The sequence below is a fragment of the Draconibacterium sp. genome, assembly GCF_041583095.1.
In the GTDB taxonomy this organism is placed as follows: Bacteria; Bacteroidota; Bacteroidia; order Bacteroidales; family Prolixibacteraceae; genus Draconibacterium.
The window spans coordinates 18,269-38,396 of record NZ_JBFHGM010000014.1; the positions used below are offsets into that span (position 1 = coordinate 18,269).

A 20,128-nucleotide genomic window follows, 5' to 3' on the forward strand; every position below is an offset into this window, starting at 1 on the left:
TTTTTCTCATCCTGTTCAACAGGGAAGGCCAAAAAACCGACAGGAAGGGTGAAAAACCTACAGGAAGCCCCAAAACCTAACAGGACGCTATTTTTCAACAAGTTACACAAAAAACACCCACAAGAATCCTAAATCTCATAAATACCTGTAATGGGGCAGCACTTATTTAAATAACTGTTGTGCAGATATTGAGCAACTTTCTGTTTTTTTTTTCCCACTTTTGCAGCGTTACAATAGGTAAACTATGGAGAAATACATCGAGCTGTTAAGAACACTGATTGCTACGCAGTCGTTTAGTAAAGAGGAGGAAAATGCCGCCGCCGTTATGCGTGCATTTTTGGAAAAAGAAGGTATTCCGTATAAAACAAAAGAGAACAACACCTGGGCCTACAATAAATATTATTCGGAAGAAAAACCTACGATTTTACTCGACTCGCATATCGATACGGTTCGTCCGGCGAAGGGCTATACCAAAGATCCGTTTTCGCCCATTGAAGAAGGAGATGTATTGTATGGTTTGGGAAGTAACGACGCAGGTGGCCCGCTGGTTTCGCTTTTGGCAACGTTTATTCATTTTTACGAACGCGAAGACCTGCCCTACAACCTGGTTTATGCGGCAACTGCCGAAGAAGAAATTTCAGGACGACGAGGAATGGAGATTGTCATTCCGGAGATTGCTCCAATTACCTTTGCTATAATTGGTGAGCCCACCAAAATGGAGCTGGCCATTGCCGAAAAAGGTTTGCTGGTGCTGGATTGTTACGCACATGGCAAATCGGGGCACGCTGCCCGCGAAGAAGGCGAAAATGCACTATACAAGGCTATTGAAGACATTGAAAAACTACGCAATTTCGAGTTCGACAAAGTATCTGAAGTGCTCGGAAAAGTAAAAATATCCGTTACTCAAATTGAGGCCGGCACGCAACACAACGTTGTTCCCGACAACTGTCATTTTGTGGTTGATGTACGTACCAATGAGCATTACACCAACAAAGAAGCCGCTGAAATTATCAGCCAGTTGATTGACTCGGAAGTTAAGCCACGTTCGGTTCGTTTAAATTCCTCGGGTATTTCGGCACATCACCCATTTGCAAAACTTGTTAAGGAAAAAGGCATAAATACCTACGGTTCACCAACAACTTCCGACCAGGCCATTATTCCTTTCTTATCTGTAAAAATGGGGCCCGGCGATTCGGCACGTTCGCACACCGCCGACGAATACATTTACAAAAGCGAAATAATTGCAGGGATTGAACGCTACATTGAATTGCTGGAAGAACTAAAGCTGTAATTAGTCTTTGTAATAAAACGCCAAATGCTGCGTTACTCTCGGTTTAAAAGCGGTCGATTACGAAAGTAAACTCCCTGATTTCCAAACCTTCGAAAGCCTTGTCATTGACGCCTTCTTTTCAAAAACAAAGAAATAGCTGAGTTTTCCGGCAAATACTAATTAGCCGCCAATTATTCTTCTGATCCGGTCGTCCAGAGCGGCCTGATCGGCAGTAAAACTTGCCAGTCCGGCCAGGTTCAGCAAAGTATCGATAGCCAGTTCACCATTGGCAATACGTTGTGCCCAACGCTGATGATTGGGTATTTTTCCATCGTCAGCAATCAGTTTATAATCTTTTTCGCTGAGGTACGGAAACATATCGCCGCATTGCGCTTCGTGAACCCGATCGATCAGCTCATTTTCATTTTTTGGAAGATTCGCATCCAGACTTTTTGCAAGCTCCAGTTCTTTTTCGCTCACCTCCCATAATTTTTCAGGAAAATAGCTGGCAGCATCGTCGGTTAAATCTACAGGGTAAACTTCGTTCAGTTTCGATTGAAAGTTACCATCCATGTTTATTTTCCCCTGGGCAGCCACTTTTATGGGCATGGTAAAAACATCGGTTCCGGCCAGTGCATCCAGCTGCGAATAATGGCGCAAACTTGCTGCAATCAATTTGGTAGGTGTTTCATTGTGTTTGGTCAGTTCGGTAACAACATGTTGTGCAGAAATAACAGTCCGCTCACCTGCCCCGCTGCCGCTTCCCAGCTCGTTATCTTTTATGTAGGCACCAATACGGCCTAAAAATACATTGCAGTAATTGGGTTTGGTTATGGCCGCCACCATTGCATTTTGCCGGGCCGAAAACTCAAGTGTAAAATTAATTTTCACACCCAGCTCACGCAGTTTTCGTGCCCCAAGCAATCCGGTTGCCGTGTACGGAACTTTTACAATAAACTGATCGGGACAAATGGAAAAATAGCGTAATCCGTAATCAATAATGGCATTAAAATCATAAGCCGTATTGGTGTGTAGTTCAACACTTACAAAGCCTCCAAACTTTTTGGCCAGCCGAATACCGTGTCGGGCATTTAAAATAAATGCGATCTCAACAATTTGCTCTTCTATTGGAAGGTCTTTTACAATTTCAACGGTCTGCTCAATAAAATCGTCGTAAATTCCTTTCTGAATTTCGTTGTTCACCAGCGAGTTGTTGGTGGTTAAAGCCGTCATTTCGGCCGACCAGTTTTTTTCGGCCTCCTCCATATCGCCGGAGTCGAGCCAAAGTTCTGTGCCTGTGTTTTTTAATCCCTGCCAGAATGGATCCGGGCCGGCACTCACTTTCGATTCATTTACATCTTGTAAAACAAATTGTTTGATCTTTTCCTTTAACGTTTCATTCATTATGGTATAGCTTTGAAATTATACCATCATTACGTTAATTTAGATTTAGGGTTATACCTGCCAAATCAATACTTACTAGCTACTTTTAAACATTATGCTCATTCTATTCATGAAATATTGCCCGAATAAATAACTTTGTCACCATGTTACACGAGATCAGTATTTCAGAATATATTAAACTGGCCGAGTCGGTTCCGCTTGTCGATGTTCGTTCGCCGGGCGAGTACGAAAAAGGGCACATACCGGGTGCATTTAGCATTCCGTTGTTTTCGAATGACGAGCGGGCTGCCGTGGGCACTGTGTATGTCCAGCAATCAAAAGAGAAAGCCATTGAGCTGGGTTACAAGTACGTTACACCAAAGTTGGAATGGTTTATTTCGGAATCAAGAAAGCTGGCTCCCGATGGTATAATTGCCGTGCATTGCTGGCGTGGAGGAATGCGCTCAAGGTCGTTTGCCCAACACCTTTCAGAGAACGGTTTTTCAAAAGTTTATGTAATTACCGGTGGTTACAAAACTTTCCGAAACCATGCTTTGGAATCGTTTAAAACCGAAGCCAATATTTGTATTCTGGGAGGATACACCGGCAGCGGGAAAACACATATTTTATATACATTGAAAAAACAGGGTGAACAAATTATTGATTTGGAAGGACTGGCCAACCACAAAGGATCGGCTTTTGGCCGTATTGGAGACGGCAAGCAACCCACCATCGAGCAATTTGAAAATGACCTGTTTTGGGTATGGAAAGACCTGGATTACACCAAAACCATTTGGATTGAAGACGAAAGTCATCGTATTGGTTTGGTAAATATACCCATGAACTTTTTTGAGAATATGAGAAGCCAACCGGTGATTTTCCTTGACATTTCACGGGCAGAAAGAGCGCGTTTTCTGGTTAAGGATTATTCAGAAGCCGACAAAGCGATGCTGAGAGATTCGATTCTGCGAATAGAAAAGCGACTGGGAGGTTTAAATACCAGATATGCGTTGGAACATCTTGAAAAAAACGAACTGTTTGAAGTGGCGATGATCTGCCTGATTTATTACGACAAATACTACCTGAGAGGATTAAAAAACAGGGAACACCAGCATATTTACACTATAGAATTGGATACCATTTCGCCGGAAATAATTACCAAACAAATAAAAGCCTTTTATGAGTCTGTCAGATACGAAAAATATAAAGCTCACACAGTATAGCCACGGAGCCGGTTGCGGCTGCAAAATATCGCCTAAAGTTTTAAGTACCATTCTTGAAACTAAACTCGACATGGGAATTCAACCCAATCTTTTGGTGGGTAACGATAGCCGCGATGATGCGGCCGTTTTGGATTTAGGAAACGGTACAGCCATTATCAGCACCACCGATTTTTTTATGCCCATTGTTGACGATCCCTTTACTTTTGGTCGTATTGCTGCCACCAATGCCATCAGCGATGTTTTTGCCATGGGCGGAAAACCAATACTGGCGATTGCGATTTTGGGCTGGCCGATTAATAAACTGGCCCCTGAAATTGCCCGCGAAGTGGTTGAAGGCGGTCGTCAGGTCTGTAAAGAAGTAGGTATAAGTTTGGCCGGCGGCCACAGTATAGACAGCCCGGAGCCGATTTTCGGCCTTGCCGTTACCGGACAGGTTGATCTGAAAAACATAAAACAAAACGATACTGCCACTAAAGGTTGTCAGCTGCTCTTAACCAAACCGCTGGGAGTTGGTATTTTAACCACGGCACAGAAAAAAGGCGTTCTGGCTAGCGAACACGAACAGACTGCACCTGAATTGATGTGCCAGCTAAATACGCCGGGTTTTGAACTGGCAAAAATAGAAGGCGTAAAAGCCATGACCGACGTTACCGGTTTTGGTTTGTTGGGGCACCTCACCGAAATGTGCGAAGGCAGCAACTTGTCGGCACAAATTGAATATGATAGAATTCCAACATTGCCAATGATTCAACCCTACCTGGAACAAAACTGTATTCCGGGAGGTACCTTGCGCAACTGGGATAGTTACGGGCATAATGTTTCGATGAAAGAGGCCAGCTATAAAAACATTTTATGCGATCCGCAAACCAGTGGTGGTTTGTTACTGGCTGTTGAGCCTGAAGCACTTTCGGAAGTGGAAGCTTGCCTGGCTAAATTCAATATCACAGCTACACCATTCGGCCAATTAACAGAAAAGCAGGAACTACTTATTACAGTAGTGTAAATTTCTGGTAGTCGCAGTTTTCAGTCACAGTTAACAGTCGCAGTATCCAGAATCCAGTATCCAGTATCAATTATGGAAAAAAATGCACATAAAACACCGGAAAAACAACCAAACAATCCCCTTCACGGGAAAACTCTTGAGGCCATTTTAGTGTACCTGGTAAGTTACTACGGATGGGACGAACTCGGAGATATTATCCACATCAATTCATTCCGGAATAATCCCAGCTTAAAATCGAGCCTGAAATTTTTACGCAAAACTCCATGGGCGCGCGAAAAGGTGGAGCAACTTTATGTTGAAACGGTAAAAAAAGCTTAAGCTAACTTCACAAAATATCTGCCCCCAACAAGCATTTATCTTGCTCATACTAAAGTTTTAGGTGAACACGATGTTAATAGCGCATGTGTTTAAACCTTAAGCCAAACGTTTTGTTATATTGGCGTTATTCCAACGACGAATAAAATAAAAAACAACTATTAACCAATCAATTCAACAAAATGAGTAAGATCGTTCAATTTGGAGAAAACGTTCAGGGATACACCATCCCGGTTTTAAATGAAAGAGAAATTCGTGCCGCAGCAGGAATGCTTTTTATGCTGATGTTTATTTCTATTCAGCAGGCTACGCAAGGCAATTTTACACCCTTAAAATATGCCATTGTTGTTTTCCTTACCGATATGCTGATTCGTGTACTGATTAACCCGAAATATTCGCCAACACTTATACTTGGGCGTTGGATAGTACGCAACCAAACTCCGGAATATGTTGGAGCACGCCAAAAGAAATTCGCATGGAAAATAGGAATTGTACTGGCTTTTACCATGTTGGTATTGGCCGTAATTGTAAACTCATACAGCCCGATAACCGGCATTATCTGCATGATCTGCCTGGTATTTTTATTCTTCGAAGCCGTATTTGGTATTTGCCTCGGTTGCAAATTTTATCCTTTATTTTTTAAAGACAAAGTGCAATATTGTCCGGGCGAAGTTTGCGATATCAAGTCACGCCACGAGATTCAGAAAACAAACTGGTCGCATTTACTTATCGTATTAGGATTTGCAGCTTTTATCGCACTCACCTATTTTGCATTTAACGAGCAATTTGTAAAACCACCCTTCGATTTGTTTGGGTTAAGCTCATAAGCGAAATAAACTGTACCGTTCTTGTATTTTTGGGTTTTCACGGAAACGCGGAAATAAAAGCCGGTTCAGCCTTTTGTATCCCCTCCATCCGGCAAGTGGTTTTATTATCCGAAATATTATGTGAACTGTGTCACCCGGAAAACTGTTGTAAATCATAATAATAAACATTTCCGTGTGCGAACACGGTAAATAAAATTTTATAGATTTACAAAATAACTATCTAAATAAAAATTTATGATTCTTGGATTATTAAAGGAACACGGTAAAGAAACACGTGTCGCTTTACTTCCGGAAACTGTGAAAGCTTTTACCGATCTGAAAGTTGAGGTATTGGTTGAACAGGGAGCCGGCGAAAAAGCATTTGCATCCGATGCCGACTACGAAGCCGTTGGAGCAAAAACAGTTTCGCGCGACGAAGTGTTTGCCAATGCCGAAGTTCTGCTTCAAATTCAGCCACCCGCAGAAGGTGACACCGGGAGAATTAAAAATTCTCAGGTTTGGATTAGCGCGTTCAACCCGCTTTGGGACACAACGCTGGTAAAAACTTTTCTTGATAAGGGTATCACAACATTTAGTCTCGATTTGATTCCGCGTACCACACGTGCGCAGGCCATGGACATTTTGTCGTCGATGGCAACGGTTTCGGGCTATATGGCTGTGCTGGAGGCTGCGGCAAAACTGCCAACCTTCTTCCCGATGTTTATGACAGCCGCCGGTACCATTCGTCCGGCCAATGTGCTTATTCTGGGCGCCGGTGTTGCAGGCTTGCAGGCCATTGCAACTTCGCGTAAACTGGGTGCACAGGTGCAGGTTTTCGATGTGCGCTCGGCGGTAAAAGAAGAGGTAATGAGCCTTGGTGGTAAATTTGTTGAAGTTGAAGGAGCAACCGAAGACAAAGCTGCCGGTGGATATGCAGTGGAACAAACCGAAGAATATAAAAAGAAACAACAGGACAGAATCAATGAGGTGGCCGCCAAATCGAATGTGGTGATCTGTACCGCACAGATTCCGGGGCGCAAAGCACCGCTTTTGATTCCGAAAGAAGCTGTTGACGCTATGAAACCGGGATCGGTAATTATCGACCTGGCCGCTTCAACAGGTGGGAACTGCGAACTTACCAAAAACGACGAAGTTGTTGAATACAAAGGTGTTTCTATAATCGGGCAATCAAATTATCCAGCGCAAAAACCGGTTGATGCCAGTCGCATGTTCGGAAAGAACGTTTTGAACTTCATGAAGTTAATGATTGGAGAAGAAGGTGAACTGAACCTGAATTTTGAAGACGATATAGTAAAAGGAACCTGCATTACCCATGCAAAAGAACTTTACAACGAACGAGTAAAATCAATAATCGAAAACGCATAAATCTACAGGTATGGAACAATTCTTAACGTTTTTCTTTGAATACAAAGAAGCCATTTTCATCATTGCTCTATCCATATTTGTGGGTATTGAAGTGATTTCAAATGTGCCGGCCGTATTGCACACTCCGCTTATGTCGGGGGCAAATGCAATTAGCGGTGTAATTATTATTGGTGGTATCATCCTGGTTGGGCATGCCGACCTTTCAAAATTCTCACTCGACCTGATACTGGGTATTTTAGCCCTGATATTTGGAACCTTAAATGTGGTGGGTGGTTTTGCCGTTACCGACAGGATGCTTGAAATGTTTAAAAAGAAAAAAAAGTAGGCAGTTATGGATAAAGTATTAGGAACACTAAACGGAATAGAATTTACGGTTGGCGATACTTTGCTCGAACTGAGCTACCTGATTGCCGCACTTTTATTTGTATTTGGTCTGAAACTGCTTTCGCACCCCGAAACGGCCCGCCGAGGTAACCTTTGGGCTGCAGGAGGTATGGGACTGGCCATGATAACAACCTTACTTTTGCACAAAAACAGTGCTGGCGAAGGAATTTCGATAACCAACATTTGGATCATTTTATGCGCCATTGGCGTTGGTGCTGCCATTGGCTGGATGGTTGCCCGAAAGGTAAAAATGACTGCCATGCCACAATTGGTATCGTTGTACAACGCAACCGGAGGTGGTGCTTCAATGTTAGTGGCATTGCTGGAATATCCGGCGGCAATGGCCGGCGATATACAATCAATTTTGGTAACCGTACTTGGATTAATTATAGGTGCAGTTGCTTTTAGTGGTAGTTTAATCGCATTCGGGAAACTCGATGGCCGCGTGGGCGACATCATGAAACCATTTATGACCTACATAAACCTGGTTTTAATGGTATCAACCCTTGCCTTGGCTGTTTTTATTGTAATCTCACCAAATCCACCTTCAGAAATGATGTGGGCCATTTACGGGCTTACCGCTCTATCGCTGATTTATGGTGTGATGTTCGTAATGCCAATCGGTGGTGCTGATATGCCTGTGGTAATTTCGCTGTTAAACTCGTTTACAGGTATTGCCGCCGCTATGGCCGGTTTTATCTACAACAACCAGGCAATGATTTTGGGTGGTATCCTCGTAGGTGCTGCCGGAATGATTCTTACCTTGTTGATGTGTAAGGCAATGAACCGCTCGCTTATCAATGTAATTATTGGTGCCTTTGGTGGCGGTGGCGCTGCCCTGGATCGGGAACAGGGAAACATAAAGGAAATTACTTTGAGCGATGCTGCAGTTCTTTTAAGCTACTCGCAAAAAGTGGTTGTTATTCCTGGTTACGGACTGGCTGTGGCACAAGCTCAACACATTGCCCACGAACTGGATTCACTGCTGGAAAGTAAAGGCGTGGATGTAAAATATGCTATTCACCCGGTGGCAGGTCGTATGCCGGGGCACATGAATGTTCTGTTGGCAGAAGCTGATGTGCCGTACGAGCAGTTGGTGGAAATGGACAACATTAACCCGGATATGCCTAACGTTGATGTGGCAATTGTGATTGGTGCCAACGATGTGGTGAACCCTGCGGCTTACGACGATCCGAGCAGCCCGATTTACGGAATGCCGATCATCGATGCACACCTGGCTAAAAATATCATTATCATGAAACGTGGTATGGGTAAAGGTTATGCCGGTATCGAGAACTTCCTGTTCTTTAACGACAAAACACGTATGTTGTTTGGCGATGCCAAGAAATCGATTACCAGCCTGGTAAGCGAGATTAAGAGCATGTAAACGCAAAATGCTTTAAGCTTTGAACAAAATAGAAAATGCCACTTCGAAATCGAAGTGGCATTTTTTACTTTGCGCTCTGACACTTTCTCCTTGCACGGTGGTCTTAAATCAATAAAACATTAAACCCTTTATCTGAAAGTAAATAACGGCTGATACTTATGTCCGAAATCCTATTTTCGCAGGCTTAAAAATTTCAATTATTTAAATATTTAAGAATGAGTACTCAAAAAATTGGAAATCCGGCAGTTGTTGGTTTGGCCGGTTTCGGATTAACTACCCTTTTACTGCAAATTCACAACATCGGTTTATTAGGCATCGGTCCCGTATTGGCTATGGGTTTGGTTTTTGGCGGTCTGGCGCAAATGATCGCCGGATTTATGGAGCAAAAAGTTGGTAATAATTTCGGATTCAGTGCCTTTGTAGCTTACGGTTCGTTTTGGATTGGCCTGGGAATTATATGGTTACTGAACCATTTTAACGTTTACAACGCCTCGCATACCGATGTGGGCTGGTTTTTGGTAGCCTGGGCGCTGTACACTTGTATTATGCTTGCAGCATCGTTTTATGTACACAAAGCAATGACCATTACTTTTATTTTACTCGAACTGGGTTTTATTCTATTGATTATCGGTCATTTTGGATACCCAAAAATGAATGTAGTTGCCGGCTACGAGCTTATTTTATGTGCTTTGTCGGCCTGGTATATGATGGCTGCCATTATCATCAACGACCTGGCAGGAAAAACAGTACTTCCATTTGGTGCTGCATGGGCTAAAAAAGCAAACTAAAATCTAAGTGACAAGATATTTAAAGGGTCAGACTGAACGGTTTTGACCCTTTTTTGTGCTTCACAACTACCTCTTTACTACTAATCAGCATGAAAAAATTGTTTAAAATCTCTATTAATTAGCGAATTAGCACCCTTAAGCTTTTATTTATTCAACACTTTTGATACATTTGTTGTGCAAACCATTTATCAAAAGGACGTACACATGCTTGAAGAACAAACCTTAACAAGCTATGCTCCGGCAATGCGTTATACAAACGGGCAGCTTGAGAGCCAATTCAAAACAATCCTTGAAAATAAACAACTGGTGTATTTTGTGGAGTCGATCTCGCAAATGGTGATTATTTTAAACAAACACCGCCAGGTAGTTTATGCCAACAATAGTTACAAGGATTTTTGTAAACAACTTAATCATGATCCACTTATTGGGAAACGCCCGGGAGAAACTTTCAATTGTGCCAATGCATTCAATTCGTTAACAGGATGTGGAACTACCGATGCCTGCACATCATGCGGAGCAGTAAATGCAATTTTGGAGTCGCAAAAAGGGAAACGTTCAACAAAAGAATGTCAGATACTCACCATTAATAACGATGCTTTGGATCTGGAGGTAACAGCAAATCCTTTAGATCTTGACGGAGAAAAATTAACAATATTCTCGGTTAACGATATAAGCGCCGATAAAAGAAGAAAATCGCTGGAACGGGTATTTATCCACGATTTGTTAAACAGCGCAGGAGCCATTTCCGGCCTATCTTCTATTCTTAAAGAAATTGATGATCCTGAACAATTAAAAGACATTGCCCAAACAATTGAAGACGCTTCGCAAAACCTTATTGAGGAAATACAGGCGCAACGCGAATTGAGCGCAGCAGAAAGAGGTGAACTTCAATTGCAGCTCAGAGAAGTGAGCAGTAACACCCTTCTTACTGATTTGCAGAAAACCTATGCAAAACATGAATTGAATAACGGTAAACCTATTCAACTCAGCATGGATTCAACCGAGTGCACAATTACTACCGATCTTGTATTACTGCGACGTATTCTTGGAAATATGATTAAGAATGCCATTGAAATGAATGTACCGCACGATACGATAACGCTGTGTTGCAAGGAAAATGAAAACAGCATCGAACTATCTGTACACAATAACAGTGTTGTCCCCAAGAAAGTAAAAGATCAACTATTCAAACGTTTTTTCTCTACCAAAGGACAAGGCCGCGGATTGGGCACTTACAGCATGAAACTTTTGGGCGAAAAATACCTGAATGGCAAAGTTGGCTTTACCAGCTGCGAAGAAATTGGAACAACATTTTATATTCAACTTCCTAAATAGTTACTCACAAAGACTTTTTATAACACTTGAGCTTTATATCTTTGGTTGTTTTATTACGAAATGACCAAAGAAAAGCTCTTTTTAAAAATCATGGCGCTGATCGATGAACGGATCGAATCGGCACAAATGGCTATTGCCTTGGCTAAAGAATCGCGCGACAGCGAAACAAAAAGCAGTGTGGGCGACAAGTACGAAACCGGTCGCACTTTAATGCAGCAGGAAGTTGAGAAAAACCGTGTTCAACTGCACAAAACCGAAAGGCTTAAAGCTGAACTGGAAAATATCGACCTGAAAAAAAAGTTCGACAAAGTGGAATTTAGCAGCCTGGTTTCCGATGGCAAAAACCTGTATTTTATAGCTACAGCCCTTGGTAAAATTGAAGTGGACGGCAAAAGCTGTTTTTGCATATCACTGGCCTCGCCAATTGGTAAAGCGCTGCAAAACAAAAGCGTTGGCGATAAGGTGAGTTTTATGGGGAGAACCATTGAGATTATGGCTATCGATTAAAGCAAATCAGAAGCTCAACTTCGTCAACCTTTCAAAATTTCATCTAACTTTAGGCATACAAAATCATAAAAACACCTTGCCATGCAAACTAATACATCTAACCATTTTAAAACGATTACATTTCTGTTTCTGCTGCTTATTTTAAGTTCATTATCGATAAATGCACAGGAATATGCTGTTGGTGCCGACCTTTCGTTTTTAAAACAAGCCGAAGACAATGGTTTTAAGTTTAAGGAAAACGGTGAAGTAAAAAAAGGTATCGAGATATTCAAAAACCACGGGTACAACTGGATACGCCTGAGGCTGTTTCACACACCCACCCGACTTCCTAATAACCTGGAATACACCATTGCTACTGCGCAAATGGCGAAAGAGTATGGCTTCAAATTTCTGCTCGATTACCATTATTCCGATACCTGGGCCGATCCCGGAAAACAATTTATCCCCAAAGCATGGGAAGGACTTTCGCACGAAACTTTGGTTGACTCAGTTTACGAATACACCCGCCAAACCATGATCGCCTTTCGCAAAGCCGGTGTTTTCCCAGATATGGTGCAGGTGGGAAACGAAATAAGCAATGGCATGCTATGGCCCGACGGTAAACTGCCCGAAAACTGGGATAACCTGGCAGAATTGATTCAAGCAGGAATTAATGGTGTGTTTGCCAGTTGCGGCAACAATCCCTGCCCGCAAATCATGATCCACATCGATAAAGGCGGCGATAAGGAATTCACCAAATACTGGTTCGATAAGCTTCTTTCGTACGGAGTGGATTTTGATGTAATGGGACAATCGTATTACCCGTGGTGGCACGGCTCCATTCTCGATTTACGCGAAACACTAAACTTTATGGCCCGCTCCTACCAAAAAGAAATTATTGTTGTGGAAGCCGCCTACAATTTTGCACCGGCCGAATACATTGATAAACCGGCACCTTTTGCCGAGTCGCCCGAGGGACAGCTCCAGTTTTTGGAGGAAGTGAACCGTGTGATATTAAATGTGCCAAATGGTTTGGGAGTTGGTGTTTTCTGGTGGGAACCGGCCGTGGAAAACAAAGGTTTTGGCTACCGCACTTTTTTTGATGCCAAAGGAAATGTACAACCGGTAATTGAAGTATTCGACCGATTTACCAGGCATTGAGGGATGAAAAGTGATTGAGTTAATGAGTTATTGAGGGAATGCTTAATAAGAACTCGCAGCTCGCGGCTCGTTGCTAGTAGCTACTTTTACCTTTTTCCTTAAGAAGAACTGAGGGACTGAAAAGTGATTGAGTTATTGAGTTACTGCTCATATAAGGAAGAACTTTGTGCAACTCCGTGACTCCTTTGTGCAACTTTGTGGTTAGGTTTTTTGAATGCCGGAATGCTTAAATCTGTATTACTGGAAATCGCTAAACTGATAAATTGTAAAATTGTACAGCAACTCGCAGCTTGTGACTAGTAGCTCGTGGCTCGTAGCTAGAATCCACTTTTGCCTTTTGCCTTTCTATTTCTACTTTTGCCTAAAAAAATACAAATGACATACGTTACCGACAAAGTTTTTAAAAACCAGGATTTTTCAGAAAAAGGATTGGAACAGGCCGATTACGAAAGCTGTAATTTTATAAATTGTATTTTTTCATCTGCCGACCTTAGCAGTTACAGCTTTGAAGACTGCAGTTTTGAGAACTGCGATTTCAGCAACACCAAAATTACCAATACCGCCTTTAAAAATGTGAGCTTTAAAAACTGCAAACTCATCGGATTACAATTCGACGAGTGCAACCCATTTTTACTCGAATTTAGTTTTAACGGATGTATGCTAAATTATGCATCGTTTTACCATTTAAAAATAAAAGGCACCCGTTTTAACCGCTGCACTATGCACGAGGTTGATTTTAGCGAATCCGATCTCTCCAAAGCCATCTTCTCGGAATGCGACCTGGCCGGAGCAGTTTTTAGCCGTACCAATCTGCAAAAGGCCGATCTGCGCAACTCCATCAACCTGGATCTAAATCCGGAGCAAAACCAAATGGCCGGAGCTCATTTTTCACTCGACATGCTTCCCGGATTGCTCGGTAAGTATAACATTAAGGTGGATTAAATATTTTTTGTTGTTTTGCAGTATGGAACTTTTACTTTGGTTTGACTACATCGGGACATTTGTTTTTGCCATAAGCGGCACACTAACTGCTGCCGACAAGCGCCTCGACTTTTTTGGGGCTACCGTAATTGGTTTTGTTACGGCCATTGGCGGTGGTACCATGCGCGACATTATGCTGGGCGACACCCCTGTGGCCTGGATGCAAAACAACAACTATTTCTGGATGATTATTGCCGCCGTTGTGGTAACTATCATTTTCCGCAGGCATGTTATGAAACTAAAGCGCACCCTTTTTCTTTTCGACACTATTGGAATTGCCACATTTACCCTGCTGGGATTAAAAAAGGCTTTGCTTTTTAATATTGATCCGTCGATGGCCGTGTTGATGGGCCTGTCGTCGGCGGTTGTGGGAGGCGTTATTCGTGATATCCTGTGTAACGAAGTACCACTGATCTTTCACCGCGAGATTTATGCCACCGCCTGTATTGCCGGAGCACTGGTGTACCTTTTACTAAGCCGACTGGTCGTTTCAGAAGTAATCTGCGAAACAACAACCGTATCTTCCATTATCGCCATTCGTATCCTGGCCATTCGTTTTAACATTGCCCTGCCCCGGCTGACGCATAAGGATTAAAGGACTGAGGGACTGAAGGGTTGAGGGACTGAGGGACTGAAGGGTTGAGGGACTGAGGGACTGAAGGGTTGAGGGACTGAGGGACTGAAGGGTTGAGGGACTGAGGGACTGAGGGACTGAGGGACTGAGGGACTGAAGGGTTGAGGGAATGAGAAGTAAATGAGTTATTGAGTGAATGAGGAGGAATTTTGTGGTTAAACGCTCTGATTGCCTGAATGCTCTATTGCTTTAATACGTAAATGCTTTAATTCAGAGGATGTATTCCTGGAATTGCCAAACTGATAAATTGTTAAATTGTACTCGAAACTCGTATCTCGTAACTCGCGGCTAGAAACTTGGAACTTGCAGCTCGTAAATTCTTCCCTCCTTTTAACTTTAGCTTTAAGAATGCCTGAATGCTTTAATGCGAAAATGCTTTAATCCTCAGGCTGTGTTGCCGGAAATTGCCAAACTGATAAATTGTTAAATTCTACTCGCAACTCGTATCTCGTAACTCGCGGCTCGTAGCTAGTGGCTAGAAGTTAGTAGCTACTTTTTCCTTTTGCCTTTAAACTTTTTCCTTTTACATGCCTCCCTACCACTCCACAAGCGACAATCCAAAACCAACGACTGTTTGCCGGTGGTTATAATCGATCATGCTTTCGCCATAACCCGAAAACACCTGCGCATGGAATTTCAGATTATCAATAATTTTTATGGAATAAGCCAGCCGGATGCTACCTCGGTTATTTTCGCCAAAACGTAAACTGTGACGGGCGGTGCAATTAACGGCATGAATTTCTTTTCCCCAGGTAAACAGCAGCTCGCTGCGCCCCAGGTAATTTTCAATTCCGGGATTATCATCATCTTCATCCGATTCGGGTAAACGCCACCAGGGTTTAAACACCACCGACGTATTTTCCCCCTCAAGCGCCACCTGCGCCACAATGCGGTTCCAGCTGCGCGACAGCGGATTTGCACGCCCGTTGCTCTGATGATTTAAGCCCAATCCCAGAAAAACACCATCCATTCCAAAAAGCCGGTACTTCACCGGAAGAATAAACATAGCTTCAGGTTCGTAATTTGTTTCCCGGAAAGGGCGCGACAAATCGGTGTTAAACACCTGCCAGAACGATGCCTGCGTGTATGCCACCCAAATATCGCCACCAACTTTATCGCCAAATACATCATTAAACACCTTTGTTTTCAGGCTTAACTGAAACATCTGTTCCGTTTTATTCAGCAGAATGGGCTCATCGATATTCCGGGCGGGATTTGCGCTGTGAGGCAAACGATTTACATTGTTCGATACTTTGGCCACCAATACATAAACCGGTTTATAGGTGCGTATTACAAACAAATCTTTATCGTCGTTTTCATTGTCTCCAAGGTCCCAGTGATCGGCCAGGGTGTTTTCCGCCTGCCCAAAAAGTTCCTGCGCAGATGAGGTGTGGCCCACAAGCACCAGGCCCATAAGCAGCATCGTGATTTTTATTCTCATTATTTGGTGTTTACTTTACGAAGATAGGCAATAACAGCATGCTTTACCTCATGCGATTGCTGTTTGGCTAACATCTTTTAACAGATGAAGGAAATGAGGGACTGAGGGGGTGAAAAGTGAATGAGTTATTGAGTGAATGCTCTAATGCTTTAATGCGTAAATGCTTAAATTCTAAATCCAGAGGCTGTATTAATGAAATTGCTAACCTGATAAATTGTTTAATTGTACTCGAAACTCGCGGCTCGTGGCTTACAGCTTGTAGCTTGTAACTCCATTAATCCTTAATCAATAATCCTTAATCCTTTAACTCCCCTTTTGCCTTGAGAATGCGTTAATGCTTTAATGCCAAAATGCTTTAATACAGAGGCCTCATTGTCGAAAATTGCTAAACTGATAAATTGTTTAATTGCACTCGAAACTTGCGGCTAGAAGCTTGTAACTTGCAGCTTGTAACTTCTTTCGTTCCTTTTCCCTTGAAATCTTTTTCCTCGTTATCTTATATTTTATGTAAACCTTTGCTACTTTAAGGCTTTCTTACCCGGTCACAGAGAGAAGATTCGTTGCGTTGGACAGGCCCCAGGAAAATAGTGTTTTATCCGTTTGTAAATGCTTATAAATGTTTACTAATACTTATAAACGGATAGTTTGCTGAAAACAAATGTTTTATACACAAAAATAAAAACCGAAGCTATAAGCGAAATAAGTGTAGTACATATACTCATACGTTAGGCTTAATTATGAAGAAATGACAGCAAACTCGGAGATAGGTTATTTAGAAGCAATTGATACTTCTTTAGATTTTATAGTCGAAAAAATAATTTCTAAAGTATCAGAATACTATACTCTTAACAATGAAGACTTGAATTTCATTGAGTTAAATAGATTTGAGAGAGCAAATATAATTGTATCAAATTTTTACAAAGACAAAAATACCTTTCTCAAAAACAATTCAAATAACACTGAAAAACTAATTGATTTAATTTATGATTCATTAGCAAAACCTTACTTTCTAGATGGAACTGATATTGCAGAAATTGAATACTTTAAGGAAAATGCTATAAATGAAGAAAATGATGAAAAATACATCTTTAATAACGATATATTCTCATGGTATGACATGGGAAAATTTGATAGTGAAAATAGAGAAGAACTAAGTACAAGGATTAAAAAATTATTGATTCAAAACAAAAACAATAAAACGCATACTCTTGACATAATTGATGTTAACTTATACAATTCAATAATAACAAATCCACAATTACTTACTAGCATTAATTGGAGAACCTTCGAAAAACTTCTAGCAGACATTCTCGAAAAATTTGAATATGAAATTGAGCTTTTAAAGGGGACAAAAGATGGGGGAATAGACATTATTGCTATTAAAAATCAAAGCCCTTTTGGCTTAAACAGATACCTTATTCAAGCTAAACAGTGGAAGAATAAGATTGGAGTAGAACCAGTAAGAAGTTTAATCTGGGCTCACAATGAATATCGTGCAACAAAATCATGTTTAGCGACAACTTCTGTTTTTACAAAGGGTGCTTGGGATTTAGCAAACAAATATAAATGGCAAATTGAATTGAAAGATTACGACAAAATACTTGAATGGATAAAAATGGCAAACAAATAACTAAGCCTAATTTGTAATAGGACAAGTGGGGATCATACGGTGTCGTTTGCTGAATTCGTGTCAGCCAGCTGGCGGACAGAAACGAGCTCCGAAATCCACCCCGACAATATGTACCATGCGTTATGCACAAAGTTAAAAGCACAACCTGTAAAATTGAAACTTAGAAATGAAAAACCCGATAATTCCATTCTATAAACAAGCTGACAGATTGATAGTCAGGTCAGAGAATTGTTCTGTTTATGATGCGGACAATAAAGAATATATTGATTTTGAATCAGGTGATTGGTCTTCAAATCTTGGACATTCAAACCCTAAAATTAATGAACGGATAATGCAACAGATTGACAAACTGATACATGACGGATTAAGATTTCGAAATAATGAATCGGAACAATTGTCTTTAAAGCTACTTGAAAAATTAGGACTAACTGGAGGTCAGTGTGCTTTCATCAATTCGGGCTCTGAGGCTGTTAATCTTGGGATTACTATTGCTAAAAACCTGACTGACAGGAAGAAAGTTCTAAAAATGGATTGTTCCTATTTATCGGCATTTGGTCATGGACAGATTTCAGAGCGTAACACCGATTTGATTAATATTCCTTTCAACAATTTAGACGCGATTACCAAACTTGATTTTCAAGAAATTTCAGCTTTTGTATTTGAGCCTGGAAATTCTTCAAGTTTAATAAAATACCCAAATTCTAACTTTATTAACGCAGTGGCTGCCGAGATTAAAAAGCATGGTGGATTATTAATGGCGAATGAGGTTACAACCGGATTTGGACGGACAGGAAAATGGTTTGGATTTCAGCATTACGATTACCAACCCGATATTGTGTCTGTTGGAAAAGCTTTGGGGAATGGTTATCCGATAAGTGGTGTGGCAATTTCACAGGAGATTTCTGAATTATTTCAAAAAATGCCATTCCGGTATGCGCAATCTCATCAAAATGATGCCTTAGGTTGTGCTGTTGGTTTAGAGGTTATAAAAACAATTGAAAATCTGGATTTAATAAACAAAGGATTTGAGAAGGGCGAGTATTTTAAGCAAAGTTTGATTGAATTACAATCAAAACATTCAGATATACTTGAAATAAGAGCAAGAGGATTAATGATTGCAATTGAGTTAAAAACGAGTGGAATTGCAGATTTAATTTACAATCAACTAATTGAAAACGGATTTTTAGTTGGAATTAAAGAAAGAACGCTAAGGTTCATGCCTCCGTTGATAATAGAGAAAAAGGATATTGACAATTTGATAAAAACGATTGACAAAATAAAAACCGGCACACACAATGTATACAGCAAACAGGCGATACAGTAGTATATTCAAGGGTTGTAGCCCGCTCCAACTTCATCTCGGTTTAATAGGGATGAAACACGCAATTGCCTATTTGACTTATAATCAACGTTAACACATTAAAAAAAAGCAGAAATGACAATTGATTTTAGAAACGTAATGGCGCAAAAATCAGATAGCGATTTATTAGAAATTGTAACAAAACTTAAAGATGACTATCAACCTGAAGCTGTTGTTGCCGCTCAAAATGAGATTGAAAAAAGAAATTTAACCGGAGCACAAATTGAGCAGACCAACCTGGAAATTGAGGAAAAAGAAAAGAAAAACCATAAGCGTGAAGATGAACCTCTTAGCGCCGGACAAAAAATGCTGTTCTTAATCTTTTTTTGGGGTATAATTCCCTGGGCTATGGCCGGAACTTTTAAAGCTGATGGTTATACAAAAAAATATAAAGATGCGTGGAAATTTATGAAAATTGGAATGGGAATATTTATTGGGATTCCACTATTATTAATCCTAATCTTTCAATTTTTAAGTAGCTAAGCGAAAATAAATAGAAATCAAATAATGGAAAATCGCACTGCTACCGCGCCCCCGAAGCTTCGGGGCATCGCGTAGTTTTTAATAAAACGAAATCAAACATGTATAACCCGAATATCCATAACAGAAGAAGCATCAGGCTAAAAAACTACGATTATTCGGATGCAGGATTATACTTCATTACCCTCTGCACAATAAACCGCCAACCTATTTTTGGCCAGATAATAAATGGCGAAATGGTTTACAATGCCTTTGGCTCCATTGCTAACAACGAATGGATAAAAACACCCCAGATTCGGAAAAATATTTCCCTCTGCGAATTTATTTTAATGCCCAACCATTTTCACGCCATAATCAGCATCGATTATAAAATTACAGATCAGGGAAACGATCATATCGGGAAATTTCAATCACCATCGCAAACCATCGGCGCAATAATAAGAGGCTATAAAGGCGCAACAACGAAGCGGATTAATCAATTAATCAGGGAGGCCAAGGAAGAGAAAGGGAGCGAAAGAACGGACGCAGCTACGGGCGTATTGCAATACGCCCCAATCGAAAACGCCCCAATCGAATACGCCCCAAGCGGAGCCGGCTCAATCTGGCAGCGCAATTATTACGAAAGCATCATTCGATCGGAAAGGGCCTATCGAAATATTTCAAATTATATTATCA

General features: G+C 41.2%; 20 protein-coding genes. 18 read left to right on the forward strand and 2 right to left on the reverse strand.

All coding sequences use genetic code 11. The annotated features are described in order from the left end of the window. Nucleotides 1–244: 244 nt before the first annotated feature. Nucleotides 245–1,291, forward strand: a complete 1,047-nt coding sequence (locus ABZB17_RS02450; RefSeq protein WP_372647933.1) for a M20 family metallo-hydrolase — start codon at nt 245–247, stop codon at nt 1,289–1,291. Nucleotides 1,292–1,450: 159 nt separating this feature from the next. Here ABZB17_RS02450 and ABZB17_RS02455 read toward each other — a convergent pair whose 3' ends face one another. After that, nucleotides 1,451–2,674, reverse strand: coding sequence for a transaldolase family protein (locus ABZB17_RS02455; RefSeq protein WP_372647934.1), 1,224 nt, complete (start codon nt 2,672–2,674; stop codon nt 1,451–1,453). A gap of 143 nt (nt 2,675–2,817) precedes the next feature. On the opposite strand from ABZB17_RS02455, the gene mnmH reads away from it, so the two are divergent. The 13 genes from mnmH to ABZB17_RS02520 all read left to right on the forward strand — a co-directional run bounded on the left by mnmH (nt 2,818) and on the right by ABZB17_RS02520 (nt 14,503). Further along, nucleotides 2,818–3,876 carry a tRNA 2-selenouridine(34) synthase MnmH gene (mnmH, locus tag ABZB17_RS02460; RefSeq protein WP_372647935.1) on the forward strand — a complete coding sequence of 353 codons (1,059 nt, stop codon included), beginning with the start codon at nt 2,818–2,820 and terminating at the stop codon, nt 3,874–3,876. Further along, nucleotides 3,833–4,879 (forward strand): selenide, water dikinase SelD, encoded by a 1,047-nt coding sequence (gene selD / locus ABZB17_RS02465; RefSeq protein WP_372647936.1) that lies wholly within the window; start codon nt 3,833–3,835, stop codon nt 4,877–4,879. The genes mnmH and selD overlap by 44 nt, the downstream gene beginning before the upstream one ends. Nucleotides 4,880–4,951: 72 nt before the next feature. Continuing rightward, entirely contained in the window at nt 4,952–5,197 is a 246-nt protein-coding gene (locus ABZB17_RS02470) for a VF530 family DNA-binding protein (RefSeq protein ID WP_045030544.1), read from the forward strand. A 179-nt stretch (nt 5,198–5,376) separates the two neighbouring features. Then, complete coding sequence (locus ABZB17_RS02475; RefSeq protein ID WP_372647937.1) at nt 5,377–6,021, forward strand: DUF4395 domain-containing protein; 645 nt, start codon at nt 5,377–5,379, stop codon at nt 6,019–6,021. Nucleotides 6,022–6,255: 234 nt separating this feature from the next. Then, complete coding sequence (locus ABZB17_RS02480) at nt 6,256–7,386, forward strand: NAD(P) transhydrogenase subunit alpha (protein WP_372647938.1); 1,131 nt, start codon at nt 6,256–6,258, stop codon at nt 7,384–7,386. A gap of 10 nt (nt 7,387–7,396) precedes the next feature. Continuing rightward, nucleotides 7,397–7,711 (forward strand): NAD(P) transhydrogenase subunit alpha, encoded by a 315-nt coding sequence (locus tag ABZB17_RS02485; protein WP_303917636.1) that lies wholly within the window; start codon nt 7,397–7,399, stop codon nt 7,709–7,711. Nucleotides 7,712–7,717: 6 nt separating this feature from the next. Continuing rightward, a complete protein-coding gene (locus ABZB17_RS02490) occupies nt 7,718–9,157 on the forward strand; it encodes an NAD(P)(+) transhydrogenase (Re/Si-specific) subunit beta (protein ID WP_045030538.1) in 1,440 nt (479 codons plus the stop codon). Between the two features lie 215 nt (nt 9,158–9,372). Beyond that, complete coding sequence (locus ABZB17_RS02495) at nt 9,373–9,945, forward strand: acetate uptake transporter family protein (protein ID WP_045030536.1); 573 nt, start codon at nt 9,373–9,375, stop codon at nt 9,943–9,945. 204 nt (nt 9,946–10,149) lie between these two features. Further along, the gene (locus tag ABZB17_RS02500) at nt 10,150–11,280 is read left to right on the forward strand and encodes an ATP-binding protein (RefSeq protein ID WP_372647939.1); all 1,131 of its coding nucleotides are present in this window, start codon (nt 10,150–10,152) and stop codon (nt 11,278–11,280) included. Between the two features lie 60 nt (nt 11,281–11,340). Beyond that, complete coding sequence (locus ABZB17_RS02505; protein WP_372647940.1) at nt 11,341–11,787, forward strand: GreA/GreB family elongation factor; 447 nt, start codon at nt 11,341–11,343, stop codon at nt 11,785–11,787. Nucleotides 11,788–11,868: 81 nt separating this feature from the next. Beyond that, nucleotides 11,869–12,927, forward strand: coding sequence for an arabinogalactan endo-beta-1,4-galactanase (locus ABZB17_RS02510; protein WP_372647941.1), 1,059 nt, complete (start codon nt 11,869–11,871; stop codon nt 12,925–12,927). Nucleotides 12,928–13,302: 375 nt separating this feature from the next. Further along, a complete protein-coding gene (locus tag ABZB17_RS02515; protein ID WP_372647942.1) occupies nt 13,303–13,869 on the forward strand; it encodes a pentapeptide repeat-containing protein in 567 nt (188 codons plus the stop codon). Nucleotides 13,870–13,891: 22 nt separating this feature from the next. Beyond that, nucleotides 13,892–14,503 carry a trimeric intracellular cation channel family protein gene (locus ABZB17_RS02520; RefSeq protein ID WP_372647943.1) on the forward strand — a complete coding sequence of 204 codons (612 nt, stop codon included), beginning with the start codon at nt 13,892–13,894 and terminating at the stop codon, nt 14,501–14,503. 574 nt (nt 14,504–15,077) lie between these two features. Here the strand turns inward: ABZB17_RS02520 and ABZB17_RS02525 are convergent. After that, nucleotides 15,078–15,983: a phospholipase A gene (locus ABZB17_RS02525; protein ID WP_372647944.1), complete on the reverse strand. Its 906-nt coding sequence runs from the start codon at nt 15,981–15,983 to the stop codon at nt 15,078–15,080. Between the two features lie 745 nt (nt 15,984–16,728). On the opposite strand from ABZB17_RS02525, the gene ABZB17_RS02530 reads away from it, so the two are divergent. From ABZB17_RS02530 to ABZB17_RS02545, 4 genes are all read left to right on the forward strand, one after another. Then, complete coding sequence (locus tag ABZB17_RS02530; protein WP_372647945.1) at nt 16,729–17,613, forward strand: restriction endonuclease; 885 nt, start codon at nt 16,729–16,731, stop codon at nt 17,611–17,613. 166 nt (nt 17,614–17,779) lie between these two features. Then, entirely contained in the window at nt 17,780–18,937 is a 1,158-nt protein-coding gene (locus ABZB17_RS02535; protein ID WP_372647946.1) for an aspartate aminotransferase family protein, read from the forward strand. A gap of 111 nt (nt 18,938–19,048) precedes the next feature. Next, entirely contained in the window at nt 19,049–19,456 is a 408-nt protein-coding gene (locus ABZB17_RS02540; protein WP_372647947.1) for a hypothetical protein, read from the forward strand. Nucleotides 19,457–19,554: 98 nt separating this feature from the next. Continuing rightward, nucleotides 19,555–20,128: transposase (locus tag ABZB17_RS02545; RefSeq protein WP_372647948.1), on the forward strand; the 574-nt coding region annotated here is incomplete at its 3' end.

Bases quoted from the DNA above. Each gene is read 5' to 3' on its own strand.
- ABZB17_RS02515 (WP_372647942.1), top strand. From the start codon at position 13,303: ATGACATACGTTACCGACAAAGTTTTTAAAAACCAGGATTTTTCAGAA.
- ABZB17_RS02480 (WP_372647938.1), top strand. From the start codon at position 6,256: ATGATTCTTGGATTATTAAAGGAACACGGTAAAGAAACACGTGTCGCT.
- ABZB17_RS02495 (WP_045030536.1), top strand. From the start codon at position 9,373: ATGAGTACTCAAAAAATTGGAAATCCGGCAGTTGTTGGTTTGGCCGGT.
- selD (WP_372647936.1), top strand. From the start codon at position 3,833: ATGAGTCTGTCAGATACGAAAAATATAAAGCTCACACAGTATAGCCAC.
- mnmH (WP_372647935.1), top strand. From the start codon at position 2,818: ATGTTACACGAGATCAGTATTTCAGAATATATTAAACTGGCCGAGTCG.
- ABZB17_RS02455 (WP_372647934.1), bottom strand. From the start codon at position 2,674: ATGAATGAAACGTTAAAGGAAAAGATCAAACAATTTGTTTTACAAGAT.
- ABZB17_RS02520 (WP_372647943.1), top strand. From the start codon at position 13,892: ATGGAACTTTTACTTTGGTTTGACTACATCGGGACATTTGTTTTTGCC.
- ABZB17_RS02475 (WP_372647937.1), top strand. From the start codon at position 5,377: ATGAGTAAGATCGTTCAATTTGGAGAAAACGTTCAGGGATACACCATC.
- ABZB17_RS02500 (WP_372647939.1), top strand. From the start codon at position 10,150: ATGCTTGAAGAACAAACCTTAACAAGCTATGCTCCGGCAATGCGTTAT.
- ABZB17_RS02470 (WP_045030544.1), top strand. From the start codon at position 4,952: ATGGAAAAAAATGCACATAAAACACCGGAAAAACAACCAAACAATCCC.
- ABZB17_RS02535 (WP_372647946.1), top strand. From the start codon at position 17,780: ATGAAAAACCCGATAATTCCATTCTATAAACAAGCTGACAGATTGATA.
- ABZB17_RS02505 (WP_372647940.1), top strand. From the start codon at position 11,341: ATGACCAAAGAAAAGCTCTTTTTAAAAATCATGGCGCTGATCGATGAA.
- ABZB17_RS02530 (WP_372647945.1), top strand. From the start codon at position 16,729: ATGACAGCAAACTCGGAGATAGGTTATTTAGAAGCAATTGATACTTCT.
- ABZB17_RS02485 (WP_303917636.1), top strand. From the start codon at position 7,397: ATGGAACAATTCTTAACGTTTTTCTTTGAATACAAAGAAGCCATTTTC.
- ABZB17_RS02450 (WP_372647933.1), top strand. From the start codon at position 245: ATGGAGAAATACATCGAGCTGTTAAGAACACTGATTGCTACGCAGTCG.
- ABZB17_RS02525 (WP_372647944.1), bottom strand. From the start codon at position 15,983: ATGAGAATAAAAATCACGATGCTGCTTATGGGCCTGGTGCTTGTGGGC.
- ABZB17_RS02510 (WP_372647941.1), top strand. From the start codon at position 11,869: ATGCAAACTAATACATCTAACCATTTTAAAACGATTACATTTCTGTTT.
- ABZB17_RS02490 (WP_045030538.1), top strand. From the start codon at position 7,718: ATGGATAAAGTATTAGGAACACTAAACGGAATAGAATTTACGGTTGGC.
- ABZB17_RS02540 (WP_372647947.1), top strand. From the start codon at position 19,049: ATGACAATTGATTTTAGAAACGTAATGGCGCAAAAATCAGATAGCGAT.